This is a genomic window from Bacillus sp. MT(2024) (assembly GCF_036362845.1).
GTDB classification, from domain to species: Bacteria; Bacillota; Bacilli; order Bacillales; family Bacillaceae; genus Bacillus; species Bacillus velezensis.
On sequence record NZ_CP143632.1, the window covers coordinates 1,930,953 to 1,954,045 of the forward strand.

Genomic DNA, 23,093 nt, shown 5'->3' on the forward strand with positions numbered 1-23,093 from the left:
CCCGTCGCCTTTTTCTACAGTTCCTCGACAAAACTCGCTATGCTGTCCAAATCATCAGATGTTAACGTTTTGCTGCTAAAATCACTAACGGTTTTTTCTGCTTCCTCTTTGCCGGTGCAGTGCGCCATAATATCACGCAAATATTGCTGTAAGGTTTGCAGCAGCTGTTCCATCGTTTCTTTGCGGAAGCGGCTCGGCGGATAGCTCAAACTGAAGTGCAGTTTATGTTGTGCGGCCATCGCGCTCATTTCCACCGCTTGTTCCCGCTGCCATGTCGGCGTGATGTCGTGTCCGCTCGCAAGACCAGATAAACTGAATGTGTGCTGATCTTCTGTATCATTGAATTGCCCTAAATAGTTAAAGCTGATTTCAGGCGCTTGTCTGAAGCGGATTGTTTTTTGTTCAGACGGTGTCATGTATTTTAAAATGCCGTAGCCTATTCCTTTATCCGGTATTCTTCCGAGTGTGTCTTTGACCGTTTTTACAGCCGTTCCAAGCTCAGCGCCTGCTGTGTTCAAGTCAATGAGCACCGGGTACATGGAGGTAAACCAGCCTACGGTGCGGCTGATGTCGAGCTCCGGCATGATGTGCTCTCTCCCGTGCCCTTCCATCGCGATGCGCAGTCTGCCGCCCCCTGTCCAGTCCCGTAAAGCCAAAGCTGCGGCAGTCAGAAGAATATCTTGCGTATCGGTATGGTAGGCCCGGTTGACCTGCTGAAGCAAAACGGACGTTTCTTCTTCTGTAAGCGTAAAGCTTACCGTTTGCCGAATGCTGTCGGCTCCCGTCTGATACTGCGGTTTTTCATAAGGAAGTTCGGCGGCTGTTTCCTCTTCAATAAAACGCCAATATTCTTCTTCACGCATCAGCTTGCTGCTTTTTGCGTATTCTGAAAGCCTTACGGCGTATTGCTTAAACGAATCGGTCTTTGGCGGAAGCTGGACCGGCTGACCTTTTACGGCTTGAGTGTAAGCGGCAGATAAATCCTCCAGCAGAATACGCCATGACACTCCGTCAACCGCCAGGTGATGTACGGTGATGAATAAATAATCCCCTGACCGGGTTTTGAACCATCCGGCTTTTAATAACGGCCCTTTTTCAATATCCATCCGCTGTTGGAGCGCAGCCACTTCATCTTCTATTTCTCTTTCCCAAGTATCTGTCTCAGACAGATCCCAAATGTCCAAGCTGTACAGTTCATCTTTTTGAATACCGTGATTGATTTGTCTGATACTTTCGTTTTCTGAACTGACGGTGATCCGGAGTGCATCATGATGAATGACAAGATGCTCCAAAGCTTGTTTGAGCGGCTGTTTATGCAATGCGTCAGAGCTGAACATCATGACAGACTGATTGAAATGATTTCTGTTTTCCATCCGCTGTGATAAAAACCAGTGCTGAACGGGTGTCCAAGGTATGTCTCCTTCCACCGGCCGCTGATCGATGACTCTTTCCGCTTTCCGGATAAGAGGCGCGAGTTCCTTAATGGACGGATGCCGGAATAAGTCACTTGCCGTCATTTTCCACCCATAGCGTCCGAGCCGTGCGGCAACTTGCAGCGCTTTGATTGAATCGCCGCCCAACTCAAAAAATGAATCCTCAATCCCGACTTGTTTTGTGCCGAGCACTTCCTGCCAGATCACGGAAAGCTGTTCTTCAAGCTCATTGCGGGGAGCTGTGTACGCGGTTTGAAGCGCGAGCTCCGGTTCGGGCAGATTTTTCCGATCCAATTTACCGTTCGGCGTAAGCGGCAGCTTCTCAAGTTCCATCATATAGGCCGGAACCATGTAATTCGGCAGTTGCCGAGAAAGTAAAGAACGCGCTTTTTCTGTATCCATGTCCGCCTGCAGACTCATATATGCGATCAGTTCTTTATTGCCGGACTGCCCGGTTCTGACTGACACGGCAGCTTCTTTCACGCCGTCCAGGCTCCTCAGTGCGGCTTCAATCTCTCCCAGCTCGACCCGATAACCGCGGATTTTCACTTGATCATCCATCCGTCCGGCATATTCAATCGTTCCGTCCGGCAGCCAGCGGGCTAAATCCCCGGTGCGGTACATCCGTTCTCCGGGAACAAAAGGATTAGGGACAAATTTTTCTTCCGTCAGCTCAGGGCGGCCGAAATATCCTCTTGCCACACCGTCTCCGCCTGTGCATAATTCACCGATGACGCCGATCGGCTGCGGTGTTCCCCTGCTGTTTATGATATATGCGGTTGAATTTCCGACAGGGCGGCCGATCGGGATTGAATGATCGTATGATTGTTCAATCAAAAAGCAAGTCGAGAACGTCGTGTTTTCAGTCGGCCCGTATCCATTCCATACCGAGAGATACGGCAGCGCATTCCGAACCCGGTTTACATGACTTGGGGACAGTGCTTCCCCGCCGATAATCAATCGGGATAATCCGGAAAACACGTATTCATTTTGTTCTGATAGATGATTGAACAAAGACGATGTCAGCCACAGTGTCGTAATGCCGTTTTGCTGTATAAATGTGTCCAGAACATCAGAGTCGAGATAGGTTTCCTGGTCACTTACATATAAAGAAGCGCCGTTTAAAAGCGGACCGAATATTTCAAATGTCGTTACATCAAATCCTAATGATGAAGTAAACAACAGTCTGTCTTCCGGCGTAAAATCAATATAATTGCTGTTTTTCACAAGGCGGATCACGCTTCGCTGTTCAATCATGACGCCTTTTGGCGCACCTGTTGACCCGGACGTATAAATCATGTAGGCCAACGATTCAGGTCCGCCGAGCGGTTCGGGATTTTCCGAACTCAAGCCGGCCTTTGTTTGAATATCCTCTATGAATAAACGTTTTCCTGAAAGCGGCAGACCGTCAAGTTTATCAGATTGGAGAAGAATATCAGCTTTACAGTCTTTAAGCATCCATTCACCCCGTTCCCGAGGCACATCGTCACCGATAGGCAAGTAGGCGCCTCCCGCTTTTAATATTCCGAGGATTCCGGAAGCAAGCTCTGTTGTGCGTCCGGTTAATAAGGCGACAACACTTTCCGGACCGACGCCATTTGATCGGAGAGCCGCCGCTATTCTGTTAGCCCGTTCGTTCAGCTCACGGTATGTCAAGATTTGTCCATCATAAACAACTGCCCGGGCATCGGGGGTTTCTTCAGCCTGACGCTCAAATAAACGGCTGATGGTTTCGTGTCTTGGGTAATCGCTTTTCGTCTGATTAAACTGATAAATGACGCGATTTGTTTCAGCATCATCCAGTACGTGAATGTCACCAAGCGGTATTGTTTGGTCTTCAATTACTTTTGTAAGAATTCGGGTAAAGTAAGAAAGCCATTTTTCGATTGTCTGTTTTTGATAGATATCTGTATTGAATTCAAAATCAAAGCTGATGGAACCGTCAGACCCTTCCGCCGCGTAAAGCGTGGCATCAAACTTTGCGGTTTTATGACTTGTACCCGCAGCTTGAGTCAAATGCAGCTCATTTAAATTCAGGGATTCACGCTCCATATTTTGGAGCACAAACATCACGTCAAACAGCGGATTACGGCTTGTGTCCCGCTGCACGCCGAGCCGTTCCACCAGCTCTTCAAACGGATAGTCCTGATGTTCATACGCTTCCAGTGCGGCCTGGCGGACTTCCGCCAAATAATCGGTAAACCGTTTGTCCCCCTTCGGCTCCGTTCTGATGGCCAGCGTGTTGACGAACATGCCGAGAATCGGTTCAAGGTCTTTGTGCGGACGCCCGGCAATCGGCGAGCCGACGATGATGTCTTCCTGCCCGCTCAATCGCGCGAGTAACGTATTGTACGCGGCGAGAAGAACCATATACAAAGTGGAGCCGTGATCCCGGGCGATGCGGTGAAGGCCGGATGCCGTTTCAGCGTCAAGCGTGCACGATACGCTGCCGCCCGCAAAGCTTCTGACAGCCGGACGGGGCTTGTCAGCCGGAAGCTCAAGCACCGGAAGCTCTCCTTCTAGCCGCTTCAGCCAATACGCTTCCTGCTTCTGATACCCTTCTTTCTGCTGAAACGACCGCTGCCAGACGGCATAGTCTTTATATTGAAGGCGCATCGGCGCAAGCGAACGGCCTGCGTACAGCTCGCCGAATTCTTTAATCAAGGTGTTGACGGACACACCATCGGAAATAATATGATGCATATCCGTTAATAAAAGATGGCGTTCGTCCGATTCTTTCACGAGGGCCGCACGGAAGAGCGGCGCTTCCTCCAGACAAAACGGCCGGACGAATGCGTCTGCTGACTCGGCCTCATCGAGCTGAAACGGTACGCTGTCATGGATGCGCTGCACCGGTTCGCCGTCAGGCCCCGTTTCAAAGGACGTTCTAAGCGATTCGTGCCGCTCCACAAGCTGCCGGAACGTCTCCTCCAGCCGGCCGCGGTCAAGCGGGCCCGTCAGTTCCAGCACAGCCGGCATATTGTAGCCGACACCGCCGTCTTCAAGCTGCTGGAGCACATACATCCGTTTCTGCGCCGAAGACACCGGGTAGGTATCTTGTGTTTGCGCAGGCTGAATCGCTTCATACGGGCTCTCTTCCAAGTCCTGAATAACCGAAGCGAGCTCTTCCACCGTCGGCCGGGCGAAGATGTCCTGTAACGGCACCTGAACACCGAATTCTTTGGCGATGCGGGAGACGAGAGCCGTCGCTTTTAACGAATGGCCGCCCCGCTCAAAAAAGTGATCCCGGATGCCGACGGGTCCGTTTTTCAGCACCTCTTCCCAAAGGGCGCAAAGCTTCATTTCCGTGACGTTCCGCGGTGCGGTGTACACCTGTCTGTCTGCCGCTCCGCCGGGAGCCGGCAGCGCGCGGCGGTCAAGCTTTCCGCTCGGTGTGACCGGCCACTCGCTCATCTCTATAAACTGAGCCGGCATCATGTAGGCCGGAAGGCGTGCCGCAAGCTCCGCCCGCACGTCATCGCTTTTTCGTCCTTCAATATAGGCGTAAAGTGCGGTCTCGCCGTGTTCGGTCCGGGCAGTGACCGCCGCCTCACGAATGCCGTCAATGCGCCGGATCGCCGCTTCGATCTCCCCCGGTTCAATCCGGTAGCCGCGGACTTTCACTTGTCCGTCTGAACGCCCGAGCCATTCGACAAGGCCGTCTTCTGTCCAGCGTGCGATATCGCCCGTCTGATACATACGTTCTCCCGGATAAAACGGATCATCGAGAAAGCGCTCCTCCGTCAGCTCAGGGCGGTTCAGATAGCCCCGGGCCACGCCGGTCCCCGCGATGTACAGCTCTCCTGCCACGCCCGCAGGCTGGATGGCTCCTCCGCTATCTAATACATACAGACGGGCACCAGGAACGGGTTTTCCGATCGGAAGCCGCGTCCGTCCGCTGTCCCGTTTTCGATCACAGACGTAAAAGGCCGCATCGACCGTCGCTTCCGTCGGCCCGTAGCCGTGAATAAGCACGGTCTCCGGCAGAAGATCGGCAAACCGGGCAGCCGTAAGCGGGGAAAGAGCTTCCCCTCCGGCAAACACGCGTGTCAGTGTTCTGCCGAGGCGTGTTCTTGTTTCTGCTGGCTCAGTTTCCAGCGCGTCTAAAAAGCTGTTGACCATCGCCGGAATAAAATGTGCGGTCGTCACCTTTTCTGAGGCAAACGCTTCAATCATCCGCACAGGATCTTTCTCCCAGCCGGCCGGAAGCAGATACACGGAGGCGCCTGACATCGTCCACCAAAACAATTGCCAGATGGAGGCGTCGAATGAAAAGGATGATTTCAGCACGATAATATCCTCTTCCGTTAACGGAAACTGCCCTTGCATCCCTGATAAAAAGGCGGCGGCTTGACGGTGTTCAACAGCCACTCCCTTCGGTGTTCCCGTCGAACCGGACGTATAAATGATATAAGCGAGCGAATCAGCATCCGCTTCGTCAGAGACAGCCCCTGTCTCCGCCTCACCTGTAAGGGCAGAAAGAGACACTTCTAGCGTTTCGCCGGAAAAACCGGGAACGGATAACCCCGACTGTTGAAGCAGGAGACAGGCGCCGCTGTCGTCAAGCATATAGTGCAGCCTGTCCTCCGGATATTCCGGGTCAAGCGGCACGTAGGCGCCGCCTGCTTTTAACACGGCAAGCACTGAAATCACCATCTCTGGCGAGCGTTCAGCGAGCACACCGATCATGCTTTCTTTGCGGACGCCTTTTTGTCGGAGCCGGACGGCAAGCCTGTCCGTGTACTGATCGAGCTCGGCGTACGTCAGCATACCGCCCGGAAAACGGAGCGCCGGACGATGCGGCGAAAGCGCGGCGCGGCGGGTAAACAGCCCGTGAAGCGTCGGGGCCGGCGGTTCAACCGCTTCTGTATGGTTAAATGCATCCATCATACTTCTGGCTTCACACGCATCCAGCAATGCGATCTCGGAAGCGCCGATTTCAGGGTCGGAAATGACTGAGTTCACCATATGCCGTAAAAATGTTTCAATATTCTTCATAAAAACACGATCGTATATACCGGTATCAAAGTTTAAGCGGATATAAAGAGAATTTCCCGGAATCACCTTTATGCTGCATCCGTAGTTTGTGACTTCTTCCATCGTGAAATCCTCTACCGCAAAATCAAATGAACCGGCCTGACTCACATTTTCAATTTCACGCTGGGCCGGCACATTTTCAAACACGATAATATGGTCAAACAGCGCTTGCTTCAGAGGGCTTTGCGCCTGAATGTCATACAGCGGATAATAGCTGTAAGCTTCTGCTTGCAGCGTCTCCTGCTGCAAATGCCTGACAAGCTCCAGAAAAGAAAATGAACCGCTTTTCACCCGTACGGGAATCGTATTAATAAACAGTCCCACCATTTTTTCCACGCCTGCGAGATCCGACGGCCGGCCGGAAATGACAGAACCGAAAACGGCATCATCACAGCGGCTGACACGCTGCAGCAAAATGCCCCACAGTGCCTGGAACACTGTATTCAGCGTTGCTCCAGCCCTTGCCGCAATGTTCTTCAGCTCATTTGTCTGCTCTTCAGAAATGGTGAAAACCGCCTGCTCAAGTTCGCCGTTTGGTTCCGCGGATTTTTTCGGAAGAGACGCCGATTGCTCAAGATCGGCAAGTCTCGTTTTCCAAAAAATCTCGGCTTCTTTACGATCCTGCTTCATGAGCCATTTAATATACTTCCCATATGGCTGAACAGGCTCGAGAGACGGAAGCCGTCCGTCTCCCAGAGATTGATAGATCATCAGAAATTCCTTCATGACAATTCCGAAGCACCAGCCATCCATGACAATATGATGATGGCTCCATATACAAACATAGCGTTCAGGCGCTTTTTTCAAAATGGAGACTCTCATGAGAGGATCTGATTGCAAATCAAAGCCTTTATCTTTATCTTCTTTTCTGAACCGGTCGGCATATTTGTCTTGCGCCTTCTCGTCCAAATGAGAAATATCATGAAACTGAACGCGGCTCGGCCTGTTTTTCAACACGACTTGGCGGGGCTTCGCCACATTCTTATGAATAAATGTCGTACGGAAAATATCGTATCGTTCAAAAACAGCATCTATACTTTTTTGGAATCGTTCCCGGTCAAGCTGTCCGCTGATCGTAAACACCGCTTGTTCGAAGTAGGCTCTTGAGTCATGATCCAACAGAGAATGAAAAAGCATGCCCTCCTGCATAAAAGACAAAGGATATATATCTTGTATTTCCGGTTGCTGCCCCATTGCGCCACTCCTTTTCTATAGTTTGTTGACGGCTCCCATAATGTCATTCAGATCTTCCAGCGTTAACTCCTCGTCACTGAAATCAGCGGCGCTCCATTCACGCTCCTCTTTGCCTGTGCAATGCGTGATGATCTGCTTGAGAAAGGTATGAAAATATCCCGTCAAAACTTCAATCGTTTCTTTTTGATACTGAAAACGGTTGTACACGACATGCATGCTGAGACATTCCGACGATACGGAGCCGCTGATATCAAGTGTGTACGGGCGTTCCCAGTCTGGGCTGACTTCATTTCCCGCTTTTACGGGAGAAACACCGAAGCCGCTGGAACGGATTTCCCGGTCAAACTGTCCCAGATAGTTAAAACTGATTTCAGGAGAATCAGATTCAGTCTCTCCCCAGAGTTTGCTTATATATTTCAGCACCCCGTATCCCGCTCCTTTATGCGGTATGCGGCGCATCATGTCTTTTGTCCGCTTAATGTGATAACCGAGACGCTCACCGTCATCAGGCTGATCTTGAAAACTTGCGTCAACCAATACCGGATAAATTGACGTAAACCAGCCGATGGTTCTGCTGATATCAAGATGCTCCAGGTGCTCTTCCCTTCCGTGGCCTTCTATGCTGATTTTGAATGCCTCGTTTCCGGTCCATCTGTTCAGCGCAAGACTTAACGCGGCAAGCAATAATTCGCCCGTCTCTGTTGTGTATGCTCTGTTCGCTTCCGTTAACAGCTGCTCGGTCTCCTGTTTTGTCAATGTAACGGTCATCACATCTGTATCTTTCAGAAGATTGGAAGAGATGCGGGCATCTTTCGGAAGCGGTTTGACCGCCGCTTTTTCTCTTTCGGACCAGTAGTCTGCTTCCTGTAACAGCCGGCGGCTTTTTGCATAATCAGAGATTTGCTTTGCGTAAGTCTGATAGGAATCGGTTTTCGCCGGAAGCGCGGTTTCTTTTCCTTCGAGCGCCTGCCTGTAGCACGCGGTGAGATCTTCAAATAAAATCCTCCATGACACTCCGTCAATGACAAGGTGATGAATGGAAAGCAGCAGATGATCGCCATCAGCGGCATGAAATAAGCCGACAGCTACGAGCGGACCCGTCTCCAGCCGAATGGAAGTTTGAATACGGGCGGCCGCCTGTTCAATTGCGGCGTGCTCCTCTTGTAATGAACCTTTCTCTCTTACGTCATGCGTTTCAAACGTAAAGAGTTCTTCTTCAGAAAGGTTTTCCGCTCTGTTATATTGAATCACCGATCCGTTTTGCGTGCCGCATACCATCCGTAATGCGTCATGATGAACCGCGAGCTGTGCCAGCGCTTTTCTCATAGCAGATTCATTGATTCTGTCCGCACTGCGGAGCATAACAGACTGATTAAAATGATCATGCGGCAATGATTGCGAAAAGAACCAGTGCTGGATCGGCGTCAGCGGCACGTCTCCCGTGACGGGAGACTGATCAATCACGCGGCGGACTTTCCGGAGCCGCATCGACACTTCTCCCAGTGTCTGATGCTCGAACAGCTCGCGGACGGTCGTTTCATAGCCCTGCTGTTTCAGCCTCGCACATACTTGCAGCGCTTTAATCGAATCCCCGCCGAGATGGAAGAAATGAGCATTGGGGCCGAGTCCTTCAACACCTAAGAGTTCTTCCCAGATGTCAGCCATCATTTCTTCAGTTTCATTTCTCAGGCTGATATCATCTCCAAGGCTTTCATTTAATTCAGGCTGCGGGAGTGCCTTCTCGTCCAGCTTCCCATTCGCCGTCAAAGGCAGTTCATCAAGCTCTATCAAGCGTGCGGGAATCATATATTCCGGCAGAAAAGCTCTGAGAGAGGCCTGAACCTCTGCTTCTTTTATTTTTTCATTCCCGTGTAAGACCGCGTATGCGTAAATGGAGTGCTGACCGTGCTGATCAGCACGTGTGATCACGGCGGCCTCTTTCACGAAGGAAAGCTCCTGCAGCGCTGATTTTATTTCTCCCAGCTCAATTCTGTGGCCTCTGACTTTTACTTGCGCATCTTTCCGCCCGACATATTCCAGCTCGCCATTTGAGAGTCTTTTGGCAATATCGCCCGTCCGGTAGAGCCGCATGCCGGTATTGTGCGGATTCGTGATGAACCGGGAGGCGGTTAAATCATCCCTGTTTACATATCCCCTCGCGACGCCTTCCCCGCCGATATAAAGCTCACCTGGAATTCCGATCGGCTGCGGATTCATATAGGCGTCCATGACAAAAGCATGAAGGGTTTCCAGCGGTCTGCCGATATTGCTTTTATTTCTCTCAATATCATCCATCTTCAGTTTTTTGCATGTGACGTGAACCGTGGTTTCCGTAATGCCGTACATATTAACAAGCTCCGTCTCCGGGTACTTCTCTTTCCAGCTTTTCAGCATGCCGGGCTGAAGCGCTTCTCCGCCGAAAATGACATATCGAAGCTTCAGCTTGTCCGTATGCCCGGCCTCTTCATGAATGAGTCCGGAAAAAGCCGTCGGCGTTTGGTTCAGCACCGTTACGCCTTCACTTTGCAGCAGCTGCCGGTACAAATGCGGATCACGGGCAGTTTCTTTCGGCACGATAACTACCTTTCCGCCGTATAAGAGCGCGCCGAATATTTCCCAGACAGAAAAATCAAAGCAATAGGAGTGGAACAGCGTCCAAACGTCTCCAGAGCCGAAATCAAACGGCAGTCCTCTATGTGTGATAAGGCTGATGACATTGCGGTGTTCCGTCATAACGCCTTTCGGTTTTCCGGTTGTGCCCGATGTGTAAATCACGTAAGCCGGCTGTTCAGGCGTTATCATTTCTTTCGTTCTGTCTGCTGAAACGGATTCAGGCTTATCAATGTATAATACCGGCAGCCCGTCCATTCCGGATATCCCAAGACCCGATTGCGTCAACAGAACACGCGCGCCGCTGTCAGTCAGCATAAATGAAATCCGCTCGTCCGGATAGTCAGGATCAATCGGCAGATAAGCCCCTCCCGCTTTTAAAATACCGAGAATCCCAATCAGCATATCCGGGGATCGTTCGGTCATAATTCCGACAATCTGTCCGGAGCGGATGCCGTTTTCCGACAGCATATCGGCGATTCGATCCGCCTTTTCATTGAGCTCGCGGTATGTGAGACGCTCATCGGACATAACGGCTGCAATTTGATCCGGCATTTTTTCCGCCTGTGCTTCAAATAAACTGACGATCGTCTCATGCCTCGGATACTCAGCTGTTTGATTTTCCGCTTGAAGAAGCATCTGCCGCTCGTTTTTATCCAGCAAATGAATGTCAGACAGCTTCCGCTCATCATCCGATGCGATTTGTCCTAAAAGCTCTTTAAAATGACCGGCCCACCGTTCGATCGTATCTTTTTCAAACAACGCGGTACTGTATTCAAAATGAAAATCCAGTGAGCCGTCCGGCTGTTCCTCGGCATGAAGCGTCAAGTCGAATTTTGAAATGTCATGTTTCACTGCATGTGAAGAAACGGATAAGCCCGGAAGGTTCACTTTGAAATCATCACTGTTTTGCAAAACGAGCATGGCATCAAACAGCGGATTGCGATTGACTTCCCGGTGTGTATCAAGCTTTTGGGCAAGTTCCTCAAACGGGAAGTCCTGATGTTCGGCTGCGCCGAGGGCAAGCATTTTCACCTCTTCTAAATAAGCGCGGAATGTCTTATCCCCTTTCGGCCTGCTTCTCATTGCCACGGTATTTACAAACATGCCGATGACCCCATCAAGCTCAGCGCGGCTTCTGCCGGCCGCAGGTGAACCGACGATAATGTCTTCCTGCCCGCTCAATTTAGAAAGGAACAAGGAGTAGCCTGCCAAAAGAATCATATACAGCGTCGAACCCGTCTCATCCATAAGCCGGCGCAAATTCTCCGCCGTTTCTTTTTGAAGGCGCGTTCGTACAACGGACCCGCTGAAATCAGGAAGCTGCGGGCGCTTTTTATCGAGCGGCAGATCAAGAACGGGAATGTTTTCCCCGATCGCATCCAGCCAATACCGCTCATGTCTTTTGAATTCTTCAGCGGCGAACCGCTCATGCTGCCAGACGGAAAAATCTTTGTACTGAAGTTTTAACGGCCGCAGCTCTTTCCCTCTGTACAAATCCGTCAATTCTTGAATCAGAACGCTCATTGACACACCGTCTGCGATAAGATGATGCATATCAAGCAGCAGAAAATGACGTTCTTCAGTGGCTTTGGCTAAAGTCACTCTCAAAAGCGGCGCTTTTTCCACGTCAAACGGCTTGACGAAAGTTTCCATTGTCTCTTGAAGAAGTGTCCCGGATGGCATGTGAATCTCTGTGAGATCGAGATCGACATGTGAATGTATGTGCTGCATCGGCTCCCCGTTTCGTAAAACAAATGATGTGCGTAACGCTTCATGCCTTTGTAACAGCGCTGAAAAGGCTTCGTGCAGACGATCCCGGTTGAGTCTGCCGCTCAGCTCCAGACAAGCGGGCATATGATAGCCCGTGCTGTCCGCCGCAAGCTGATGAAGGGCATAGAGCCTTTTTTGCGCAAAAGATAGCGGGTACAAGTCCTTTGCCTCCGCAGGCGTGATTTCTGCATATTCTCCTCTTTTCCTCTGTTCTAGGAAGCGGGCCATGCTCTCGATGGTCGGATGTTCAAAAACATGGCGGACGGCAAGTTCAATTTGCAGCCGTTTATGTATGTTTGAAACAAGCGACGCGGCTTTCAGCGACTGTCCGCCGATTTGGAAGAAATCATCTCTCATACTGATGTGTTCCCGTTTCAGCACTTCTTGCCAAATAGACAGCAGCTCAGTCTCAAGCATTGTGCGCGGAGCTTGATAATCACCGGTTCTCTCGGCTTCTTTCGGCTCAGGAAGTGCGGCCCGGTCAAGTTTTCCGCTCACAGACAGCGGCATTTCCGTCAATTTGGTAAAGCTTCCCGGGATCATATAAGCAGGTAATCTCCCGGCCAATTCGGCATGAGGATCAAATGTCACACCCGCGTTTTCCAGTACGACATAAGCTGCAAGCTCCTGTTCCCCGTCCGCCGTTCTGCGCACGGTGACTGCCGCCTCTTTTACCCCGGACAGACTTCTGAGTGCCGTTTCGATTTCTCCCAATTCAATTCTGTAACCTCTTACCTTCACCTGATCGTCAAAGCGTCCCATATATTCAATCGTTCCGTCCGGTAAAAATCGGGCTGCATCTCCCGTTCTGTACAGCCGTTCACCTTTACGAAACGGATGAGGGGTAAAGACTTTGTCCGTCAGCTCTTTTTGCTGAAAATATCCGTCCGCCAGACCTTTTCCGGAAATACACAGTTCACCGACGGCTCCGACCGGCTGCAGCCGATCTCCGTGCATCATATAGACAGAAGTGTTGGCAATCGGGCGCCCGATCGTAATCCGGCTGCTTTTTTGCAGGTTGCGCAGAATCGTCGTGGCCACACTGTTTTCCGTCGGGCCGTATTCATTCAGCAGCTCGGCATTCGGGCATATGTTGCGGCTCGCTTCCACGATATCAGGGGTGGCCGCTTCCCCGGCAAATGTCACCGCCCGAAGCGTCTGCGCATCCTTTTTCGTCAGCGAATCAAGCAGAACGCGATACAGAGACGGAACGATCAGAAGATGGCTCACTCCGTGGCGGGCGATTTTCTGTTTTATTGAAAGGACGTCTTTCGCATCATCTTCATCAGTTAACAGTACACAGGCGCCCGACAGAAGCGGAGTGAAAAGACTCGTTAATGACCCGTCAAATACGTATGAAAAAAGATGAAGCGCTATGTCTCCTCCTGTCATCCCGTATTCTTCACGCCGCCATTGCAATGTATTGCTGATCGCTTTGTGTGGTACAAGCACCCCTTTCGGCCGGCCTGTCGTTCCGGAGGTGTAAATGACATACGCCCAATTTCCGCTGTCAGACACCGGCGGAAGCGGTGCGGTCTGCTGAGAAACCGTTTCCTCCATGATGACGACGCTGCCCTTGAAATGGGGCGGAATGAGGGGGAGCAGGTCTTTTTCAGTCACGAGCAGTGAGGCTTCACTGTCTCTCAGTAAAAATGAAATCCGTTCAGGCGGAAATTCCGCATCAATCGGCATATAGGCGCTGCCCGACTTCCAAATTCCGAGCAGAGCGGCAACTGTACTCATTGATCGGCGCAGCATAACAGCGGTGATCTGATCGGAACGGGCGCCTTTTTCCCTTAACGCATGGGCAATCTGATTCGCCCGCTGATTTAATTTTTTGTAGCTCCAGCTTACCCCGTTATATCTCAACGCCTCTTGGTCAGGCGTTTTTGCCGCCTGTTCTTCAAACAGCCCATGAACGGTTGTCTCAGGGTACGGACGGTTCGTTTCGTTAAACGAATGAATCAGGGCTTCTTCCTCCGGAGGTACGAGACTGATGCTTGATAAAAGCCTGTCCGGATCTTCCGTTACACAGGAGATGACCTCCAGAATATGCCCTTTGATCCGTTTCATGTCTTCCCGATCGTAGATGCCCGCATTGTAGCTGAATTTTACATAAAACTCTTCTCCCGGAACGATGACGACGTTAAGATCGTAATTGGTTTCTTCCGCCATCGAAAAGTTTTCAAGTGAGAGCGCACTGCTTTCCGTTTGCTGCCAGCCGTTTACCGCAGCCTGCATCTGAACCGGATAATTTTCAAAGACAAGGATATGGTTCAAGAGATCTTTTTGCAGACCGCTCTCGTTTTGGATGTCATAAAGCGGATAATAGCTGTGCTCTTCCGCAGCGAGTGACTCTTTTTGCACCTTTTTGAGAAGAGAAGAAAAAGTCATATCACCAGCCGCGCGCACCCTTACCGGCACGGTATTGATAAACAGTCCGGCCATGGATTCAATGCCGCTGATAGCTGACGGCCTGCCGGAAACAACTGAACCGAAGACGGCATCTTCAGTCCCGTTGTAACGATGGAGAAGCAGACCCCAAATGCCCGTAAATATAGTATTCAGCGTGACCCCGATGCCTCGGGCAATGTCTGTCAGTTTTTGCACGGTTTCAGGCTCAAGGGAAAATTGAAAATGCTCAGATACATAACCGTTTTGCGCCGGCTTATTCTTCGTTTGCGGAACGGAAACGGTTTCTCCGTAATCTTCCAAGCAGCGCGACCAGAACGCTGACGTCTCTTCTTTATTCCGGCTTCGGAGCCATTTGATATAAGTGCTGTAAGGAGCCGGACTGCCGAGGTTTACAGGCCGCCCGTTCCGGATCGCATAATACATGCTGAAGAAATCTTTCAGTACAATGCCCAAGCTCCAGCCGTCCATCATAATGTGATGATGAGTCCAAACGCATGTATGGCGGTTTTCTCCCGTTTGAAAAAGAGTCAGGCGCATTAAGGGGCCTTTTTGCAGATCAAACCCCTTATGCCGGTCGTTTTCCTTAAATTCGTCAATGATGCTTTGCTGCCGTTCTTCCGAATAGTCTGAAATGTTCTCAGTCTGTACGGCAGTGTCACGGCGTGAAAGGACAACCTGCTGCGGCCCTTCAAGGTCAGGCACTTCTTTTATGAAAATCGTTCTGAAAATATCATAACGGCTGACAAGCATATCCAGACTTTTTTGGAATGTATCAATGCATAAATCCCCGCTGACTGTAAACGAAATCTGCTCGACATATGCGTTTGATCCGGAATCCAGAAGCGAATGAAACAGCATGCCTTCCTGCATATATGATAAAGGGTAAATATCTTGAATTTCTGTCGCTTGTGTCACGAATGCCACACACCTTTTTATGAAATTAAAGTCCTTTTACGAGATCTTCAATGCTTGATAGTGCTTGAGCGGTCAATTCTGTATGGCTGTAATCCGTTAATGTTTTTTCCCGCTCTTTCTTGCCGGAACAATGGGCGATGATGTCCTCGAGGTGAGTATGGAAACGATTCATGAAGAACTCGATTGCCCCCGGTGCAAATACATCGGTATAAACGGCTTTTACCTCCAGTTGCCCGGCCGCCACCATCGCGTTAATATCCAGATCAAACTCGCGGATGCGCCCGGATGCTATATCATGCTGCGGCTTGAAGGGTGACATCTTCAGCGTCCCCTCAAGACCGTCAAACGCACCGAGATAGTTAAAGCTTATTTCTGGGTCTTTATAAAGAATGTTTCGCGAATATCTCAGCAGCCCGTAGCCGGTTCCGTGATGAGGAACCCGTCTCATCATGTCTTTTACCGTCTTTATGCGGTGCGCGGTTTTTTCGCCTGAGCCGTCCGGCACTCTTATATCCAAAAGCACCGGGTAAACAGATGTAAACCAGCCTGCCGTTCTTGACATATCAATGTCAGGAATATGCCCTTGCCGTCCGTGTCCTTCAGTGCTGATAAGCATCTGTTCGGAACCCGTCCACTCATGAAGCGCCATTCCAAGCGCCGTTAAAAGCAATTCATGAACATCCGTTCCGTATGCCTGCTGTGTTTCCAACAGCAGCTGCTTCGTGACTTCGCTGCTTAATATCCACGATGCAGTGCGCGCGTTTTCCTGCAATCGTCCGGCGTTTTCATCAGTTATTTTCGGCAGCGGCGCTGTTTCACCAGACATCACGCTGTCCCAGTATGCGGCTTCCTCCAGCAATACTTTGCTCTTGGAAATGTCAAAAAGCTCTTCAGCATACTTTATATAAGAATCGCTTTTCGGCGGCAGTTCGATTTGTTTGCCGTCCAATGCCTGCTGATAAGCTGTCTGCAGATCTTCAAGCAATATCCTCCATGACACGCCGTCCGTGATAAGGTGATGAATCGTGATAAGCAGATGGTCGGCTTCTTTCAGCCTGAACACTCCGAGATGAAGCAGAGGGCCTTGATCAAGGCGCATAGCCTGCTGTATTTCTTTTTCCTCAGCGGCTATCCGTTTTTCCGGCTGTGTTTCTTCTGAAAGATCTATGACGTTAAGCGTAAAGATTTCTTCATGCTGCTCTGTGATTCCGCGGTTATATTGAACAACTTCCCCATGCTCATTTTCAGTGAAAGTCATTCGCAGCGCATCATGATGTTCTGTCAGCGCGCAAACCGCCTGATACAGCGCATCTATTTCGAGGCTTTCTTCACTGCACAGCATGACTGATTGGTTATAATGAAGCTCAAATGCACCCGGCTCCTCAAAAAATCTCTGCTGGATCGGTGTCAGCGGAGCGCTTCCTTCTATCGGGCCCTGATCAGCCGTTGCAACAGCCGGCGTGAGGTGTTTCGCGAGTTCTGCAATCGTCGGGAACTGAAACAAATCGCGGATCGACATGTTCCAGCCTTCTCCGGCGAGTCGGGCTGACACTTGAAGCGCCTTAATGGAATCTCCCCCAAGCTCAAAGAAAGAGTGATGAATTCCCGCTTTCTGAATATGAAGCACATCTTCCCAAATCCGGCATAACATCGCCTGTTTTTCATCGCCGGGCGCGACAAATGCCTGTGATGAATGTATCTCTTCTGCCGGCAATGCCGATTTATCAAGTTTGCCGTTCAGTGTCAGGGGCATGCTGTTTAAACCGATAATATGAGACGGCATCATATAAGCCGGAAGCTCCTGCATAAGAGACTGGCGGAGTGATGAGATATCGGCCTCTTTAGGAACGATGTATGCCGCTAACCGGGCTTGTCCTTCGGCATCTTTCATCACGGTAACAGCCGCTTCTTTGACTTGATCGTGTTTCAAAAGCACACTTTCTATTTCTCCCGTCTCAATTCTGTATCCCCTGATCTTCACCTGCTTATCAATCCGCCCTTGAAAACGAAGAGTTCCATCCGGCAGCCAGCAAGCCTGATCTCCGGTTCTGTAAAGTGTTTCTCCCGTTTGTAACGGGTCACTGAATGCGTCCTCTGTCAGCTCAGGCTGTCCCCAATATCCTTTGGCGACGCCGGCGCCTCCGATATACAGCTCTCCGAAAACGCCGATCGGCTGGACCTGTTTGTCTTTGTTTAAGACGTACATTTGCACATTCGGAAGCGGAACACCGATCGGCACATCATCTTCCCGCGGCTCTTCGCTCATTCCGGCTTCATAATACGAAGAATCAATTGTCGCTTCTGTTACACCGTAGCTGTTAATGATCCGCATTTCTTTCCCAAAGCGTTCATGAAGCGTATAAAAATCTTGCGACTTGATCATATCTGAACCAAGTACCAGTATTTTTACGCTTTGCAGCGCGAGTTTCCGGCGGTATATATATTCCATAAACGGAACAATCAGCGCGGGTGTCGACTCCATAAACGTGATACGGTGCTGATCAATGAGCCGATAAAGCTGTTGCGGCTCAAGCCGGACGTCATCCGGACAAATGACAAGCGTTCCCCCGTTCAGCAGGGCGCGTGCAAGATCCCCTGAAAATACATCAAATGAGAAACTCGCCATCTGCAGCACTCTGACCGGTATAAGATCAAGCTCATAAATCCTGCGCCATGCAAGTGCTGCATGCGTAAAGCTGCGATTTCTGACTTCGACTCCCTTCGGCGTTCCCGTTGTTCCCGAAGTATATATGATATATGCGGTATCATCCGGTGACGCTGCCGGCTGAATATTCTTTGCAGAAATATCGTATTGATCTTCATGATCAAGCTGAATGAGAAATAGATTGTGATCCGTCAGCTGTGAAGCAAGTTCTTTGTATTCTGACTGCACCATCAAGACGGATGCCGCGCTGTCTTTTAATAAATAGCGAATCCGTTCCTCAGGATAATGGGAGTCAACCGGTATATACGCCCCTCCTGATTTCATGACGGCAAGAACACTGACGATCGCTTCAATCGAACGGTTTGCCAATATAGCTGCTCTTTTTCCCGGACCGAATCCATTTTTGTGTAATGTTCGCGCAAGCCGATTTGCCCGCTCATTAAGCTGCGAATAGCTGATCTGTTGTGCTCCTTCAATAACAGCGGTCTGATGAGGCGTTTCTTCTGCTTTCTCTTCAAACAACTGGTGAAACAGTTTGTGTTTTTCCATGAATTCAGTTTGTGTGTTATTAAACTCAATCAGTAACTTTTGTTTTTCTTCTTCATCCAAAATGTCAGCTTTCGATAGTGTGACTTCCGGTTCGGCGGCAACATGGCGCAAGAGATTCAGTAAGTGGCCCATCCAGCGTTCAATCGTTTCTTTCATAAAAAGCTCGGTGCTGAATTCCATCTCAAAGCGGATGTTTCCATCGGATTCAGCCGCTGATAAGGTCAGGTCAAAACTTGATACATCATGTTCGGTATGCTCTGATCGTGACGCCTTCAGACCGGCCAGATTTATCTCCTCCCGCTCCATATTCTGAAGAATAAACATCGCGTCAAACAGCGGATTGCGGCTCATGTCCCGCTGCACGCCGAGCCGTTCTACCAGCTCTTCAAACGGGTAGTCCTGATGTTCATACGCCTCAAGCGCCGCCTGGCGGACTTCCGCCAAATAATCGGTAAACCGTTTGTCTCCTTTCGGCTCCGTTCTGATGGCGAGCGTGTTGACGAACATGCCGAGAATCGGTTCAAGGTCTTTGTGCGGACGCCCGGCAATCGGCGAGCCGACGATGATGTCTTCCTGTCCGCTCAACCGCGCGAGCAGCGTATTGTACGCGGCGAGAAGAACCATATACAAAGTGGAGCCGTGATCCCGGGCGATGCGGTGAAGGCCGGATGCCGTTTCAGCGTCAAGCGTGCACGATACGCTGCCGCCCGCAAAGCTTCTGACAGCCGGACGGGGCTTGTCAGCCGGAAGCTCCAGCACCGGAAGCTCTCCTTCTAGCCGCTTCAGCCAATACGCTTCCTGCTTCTGATACCCTTCTTTCTCCTGAAACGACCGCTGCCAGACGGCATAGTCTTTATATTGAAGGCGCATCGGCGCAAGCGAACGGCCTGCGTACAGCTCGCCGAATTCTTTTATCAAGGTGTTGACGGACACACCGTCAGAAATAATATGATGCATATCCGTTAATAAAAGATGGTGTTCTTCCGATTCTTTCACGAGGGCCGCACGGAAGAGCGGCGCTTCCTCCAGACAAAACGGCCGGACGAATGCGTCAGCTGACTCGGCCTCATCGAGCTGAAACGGCACGCTGTCATGAATGCGCTGCACCGGTTCGCCGTCAGGCCCCGTTTCAAAGGACGTTCTGAGCGATTCATGCCGCTCCACAAGCTGCCGGAACGTCTCCTCCAGCCGGACACGGTCAAGCGGGCCCGTCAGTTCCAGCACAGCCGGCATATTGTAGCCGACACCGCCGTCTTCAAGCTGTTGGAGCACATACATCCGTTTCTGCGCCGAAGACACCGGATAAGTGTCCTGTGTTTTCGCCGGCTGAATCGCTTCATACGGGCTCTCTTCCAAGTCCTGAATAACCGAAGCGAGCTCTTCCACCGTCGGCCGGGCGAAGATGTCCTGTAACGGCACCTGAACACCGAACTCCTTGGCGATGCGGGAGACGAGAGCCGTCGCTTTTAACGAATGGCCGCCCCGCTCAAAAAAGTGATCCCGGATGCCGACGGGTCCGTTTTTCAGCACCTCTTCCCAAAGGGCGCAAAGCTTCATTTCCGTGACGTTCCGCGGGGCGGTGTACGCTTGTCTGCCTGCCGCTCCGTCAGGAGCCGGCAGCGCGCGGCGGTCAAGCTTTCCGCTCGGTGTGACCGGCCACTCGCTCATCTCTATAAACTGAGCCGGCATCATGTAGGCCGGAAGACGTTTCGCAAGCTCCGCCCGCACGTCATCGCTTTTTCGTCCTTCAATATAGGCGTAAAGTGCGGTTTCGCCGTGTTCGGTCCGGGCGGTGACCGCCGCCTCACGAATGCCGTCAATTCGCCGGATCGCCGCTTCGATTTCTCCCGGTTCAATCCGGTAGCCGCGGACTTTCACCTGTCCGTCTGACCGGCCGAGCCATTCGACAAGCCCGTCTTCAGTCCAGCGTGCGATATCGCCCGTCTGATACATGCGCTCTCCCGGATAAAACGGATCATCGAGAAAACGTTCCGCCGTCAGTTCAGGACGGTTCAAATAGCCCCGGGCCACCCCTGTCCCCGCGATGTACAGCTCTCCTGCCACGCCCGCAGGCTGGATGGCTCCTCCGCTATCTAATACATACAGACGGGCACCCGGAACGGGTTTTCCGATCGGAAGCCGCGTCCGTTCGCTGTCCCGTTTTCGGTCACAGACGTAAAACGCCGCATCAACCGTCGCTTCCGTCGGCCCATAGCCGTGAATGAGCACGGTCTCCGGCAGAAGATCGGAAAACCGGGCAGCCGTAAGCGGGGAAAGAGCTTCCCCTCCGGCAAACACGCGTGTCAGGGTTCTGCCGAGGCGTGTTCTTGTTTCCTCAGGCTCCGTTTCCAGCGCGTCTAAAAAGCTGTTGACCATCGCCGGAATAAAATGCGCGGTCGTCACCTTTTCTGAGGCAAACGCTTCAATCATCCGCACAGGATCTTTCTCCCAGCCGGCCGGAAGCAGATACACGGAGGCGCCTGACATCGTCCACCAAAACAATTGCCAGATGGAGGCGTCGAATGAAAAGGATGATTTCAGCACGATAATGTCCTCTTCCGTTAACGGAAACTGCCCTTGCATCCCTGATAAAAAGGCGGCGGCTTGACGGTGTTCAACAGCCACTCCCTTCGGTGTTCCCGTCGAACCGGACGTATAAATGATATAAGCGAGCGAATCAGCATCCGCTTCGTCAGAGACAGCCCCTGTCTCCGCCTCACCTGTAAGGGCAGAAAGAGACACTTCTAGCGTTTCGCCGGAAAAACCGGGAACGGATAACCCCGACTGTTGAAGCAGGAGACAGGCGCCGCTGTCGTCAAGCATATAGCGCAGCCTGTCCTCCGGATATTCCGGGTCAAGCGGCACGTAGGCGCCGCCCGCTTTTAACACGGCAAGCACTGAAATCACCATCTCTGGCGAGCGTTCAGCGAGCACACCGACCACGCTTTCTTTGCGGACGCCTTTTTGGCGGAGCCGAACAGCGAGTCTGTCTGTGTACCGGTCAAGCTCGGCGTACGTCAGCATACCGTCGGGAAAACGAAGCGCCGGACAATGCGGCGAAAGCGCGGCGCGGCGGGTGAACAGCCCGTGAAGCGTCGGGGCCGGCGGTTCAGCCGTTTCTGTACGGTTAAACGCAGTTAACACCCGTTTCTTTTCTTTTTCATCCGCCATATCAATATGCCGAATCAGCCGGTTTGGATTTCTAACGGCATTTTCAACGATCGTCAGCAAATGAGTTTGAATCCGTTTAATCGATGTTTCAGTAAATAAAGCGGATTGATAATCAAAATTCAGCTCAATCAATCCCGTATCTGTCCGCTCCTTAATTAAAATGGACAGCTCATTTGCCGTATGCCCGCTGAAAAACATCGCCGTTTCATAATCGAAGCCCTCCGCCTGATGCCACGCGAGAGGCTGGTATTGCATCGAAATCCCGATGATATTTTGCAGATCGTGATGAACCTGCCTTAATTCATTGACAAAAAGATTGTAAGGATATTTCTGGTGCCGCATAACAGACAGCTGCTCTTTTCCTACGCTGCGGACAAAGGACAGGAACTCCGCATCAGGATCTGCCGTCATTCTGATCGGCAGTGTGCTGACGAACATGCCGAGCATATCCTTTTCGAGCCTGGAGCCCCGGTTTCCATAATAAGTGCCGATGGCAATATCTTTTTTAGCCGTCAGACGGCTGATGCATATGTATAACGAAGCCATAAACAGAGAGATGATGCTGATATTATTTTCTTTGCAAAAACGCCGGATAGATTGTTCTAAGGAGTGAGAAAGAGTGATTGTATCTCTGGAAGCCGCAGTGCTTTGTCTAAGATGAGAGGTTCGTTCCGCCAGTGAAAGGTGTTCCGGAACGGTTCGGTATGTTTCAGTCCAAAATGAACGGTCCTTTTGAAAACGGGAAGACTGTAAGTATTGCTGTTCTTTTTCCATGTAGCTGAGATAGGAAGGCCTGTGATGTTCAGCTAAATCCTCGCCCCGCATGATCTTTTGGTAGATATCAATGAGCTGGTTGCCGAGCAGGTTGAGCGAGATGCCGTCCATGATAATATGGTGAAATTTTGAATAAAGCCAAACTTCTTCGTCTGACATGACAAGCAGAGTAAATTGATACAGAGGTGAATGAAACAGCTTGAACGGAACACGGGTCTGCGTGTCAATCCATGCGTCCCGCTCTGAGTTATCAGTATGAGTAAAATCAACAGTCTCTAGAGAAATCGGCCGATGCCCGGCCAGATACAGCTGGGGTTCTGATCCGTCCCCTTCTGTCAGTTGAAACCTGAGCGAATCATTTTGCGAGATAGAAAAATCTAAAGCATGGCGCAGTACGTCAAAATCAATGTCCCCCCTGAATTTGACGCATGCCGCGAGATTGCAGATACTTGTGCCCGGTTCGAGCAGCTCGGTAAACCACACTCTTCTTTGTGCGTGAGTTAAAGAATAAACAGTGTTCTTCAATGGAATCCCTCCGCTTCAATTTAAGAGGATAA

Annotated in this window: 3 protein-coding genes; all 3 read right to left on the reverse strand. The window is 50.9% G+C overall.

The window, feature by feature from the left end; genetic code table 11:
• Positions 1 to 14 precede the first annotated feature (14 nt).
• From VP472_RS09235 to VP472_RS09245, 3 genes are read right to left on the reverse strand one after another with little or no spacing between them, the layout of a single operon-like run.
• Positions 15 to 7,664: a non-ribosomal peptide synthetase gene (locus tag VP472_RS09235; RefSeq protein WP_153986665.1), complete on the reverse strand. Its 7,650-nt coding sequence runs from the start codon at positions 7,662 to 7,664 to the stop codon at positions 15 to 17.
• Between the two features lie 15 nt (positions 7,665 to 7,679).
• Positions 7,680 to 15,377: a non-ribosomal peptide synthetase gene (locus VP472_RS09240; protein WP_146276902.1), complete on the reverse strand. Its 7,698-nt coding sequence runs from the start codon at positions 15,375 to 15,377 to the stop codon at positions 7,680 to 7,682.
• A 25-nt stretch (positions 15,378 to 15,402) separates the two neighbouring features.
• Positions 15,403 to 23,061, reverse strand: coding sequence for a non-ribosomal peptide synthetase (locus tag VP472_RS09245; RefSeq protein ID WP_153986666.1), 7,659 nt, complete (start codon positions 23,059 to 23,061; stop codon positions 15,403 to 15,405).
• Positions 23,062 to 23,093 lie beyond the last annotated feature (32 nt).

Excerpts from the sequence above, each read along its gene's own strand:
- VP472_RS09235 (WP_153986665.1), bottom strand. The coding sequence starts at position 7,664 with ATGGGGCAGCAACCGGAAATACAAGATATATATCCTTTGTCTTTTATG.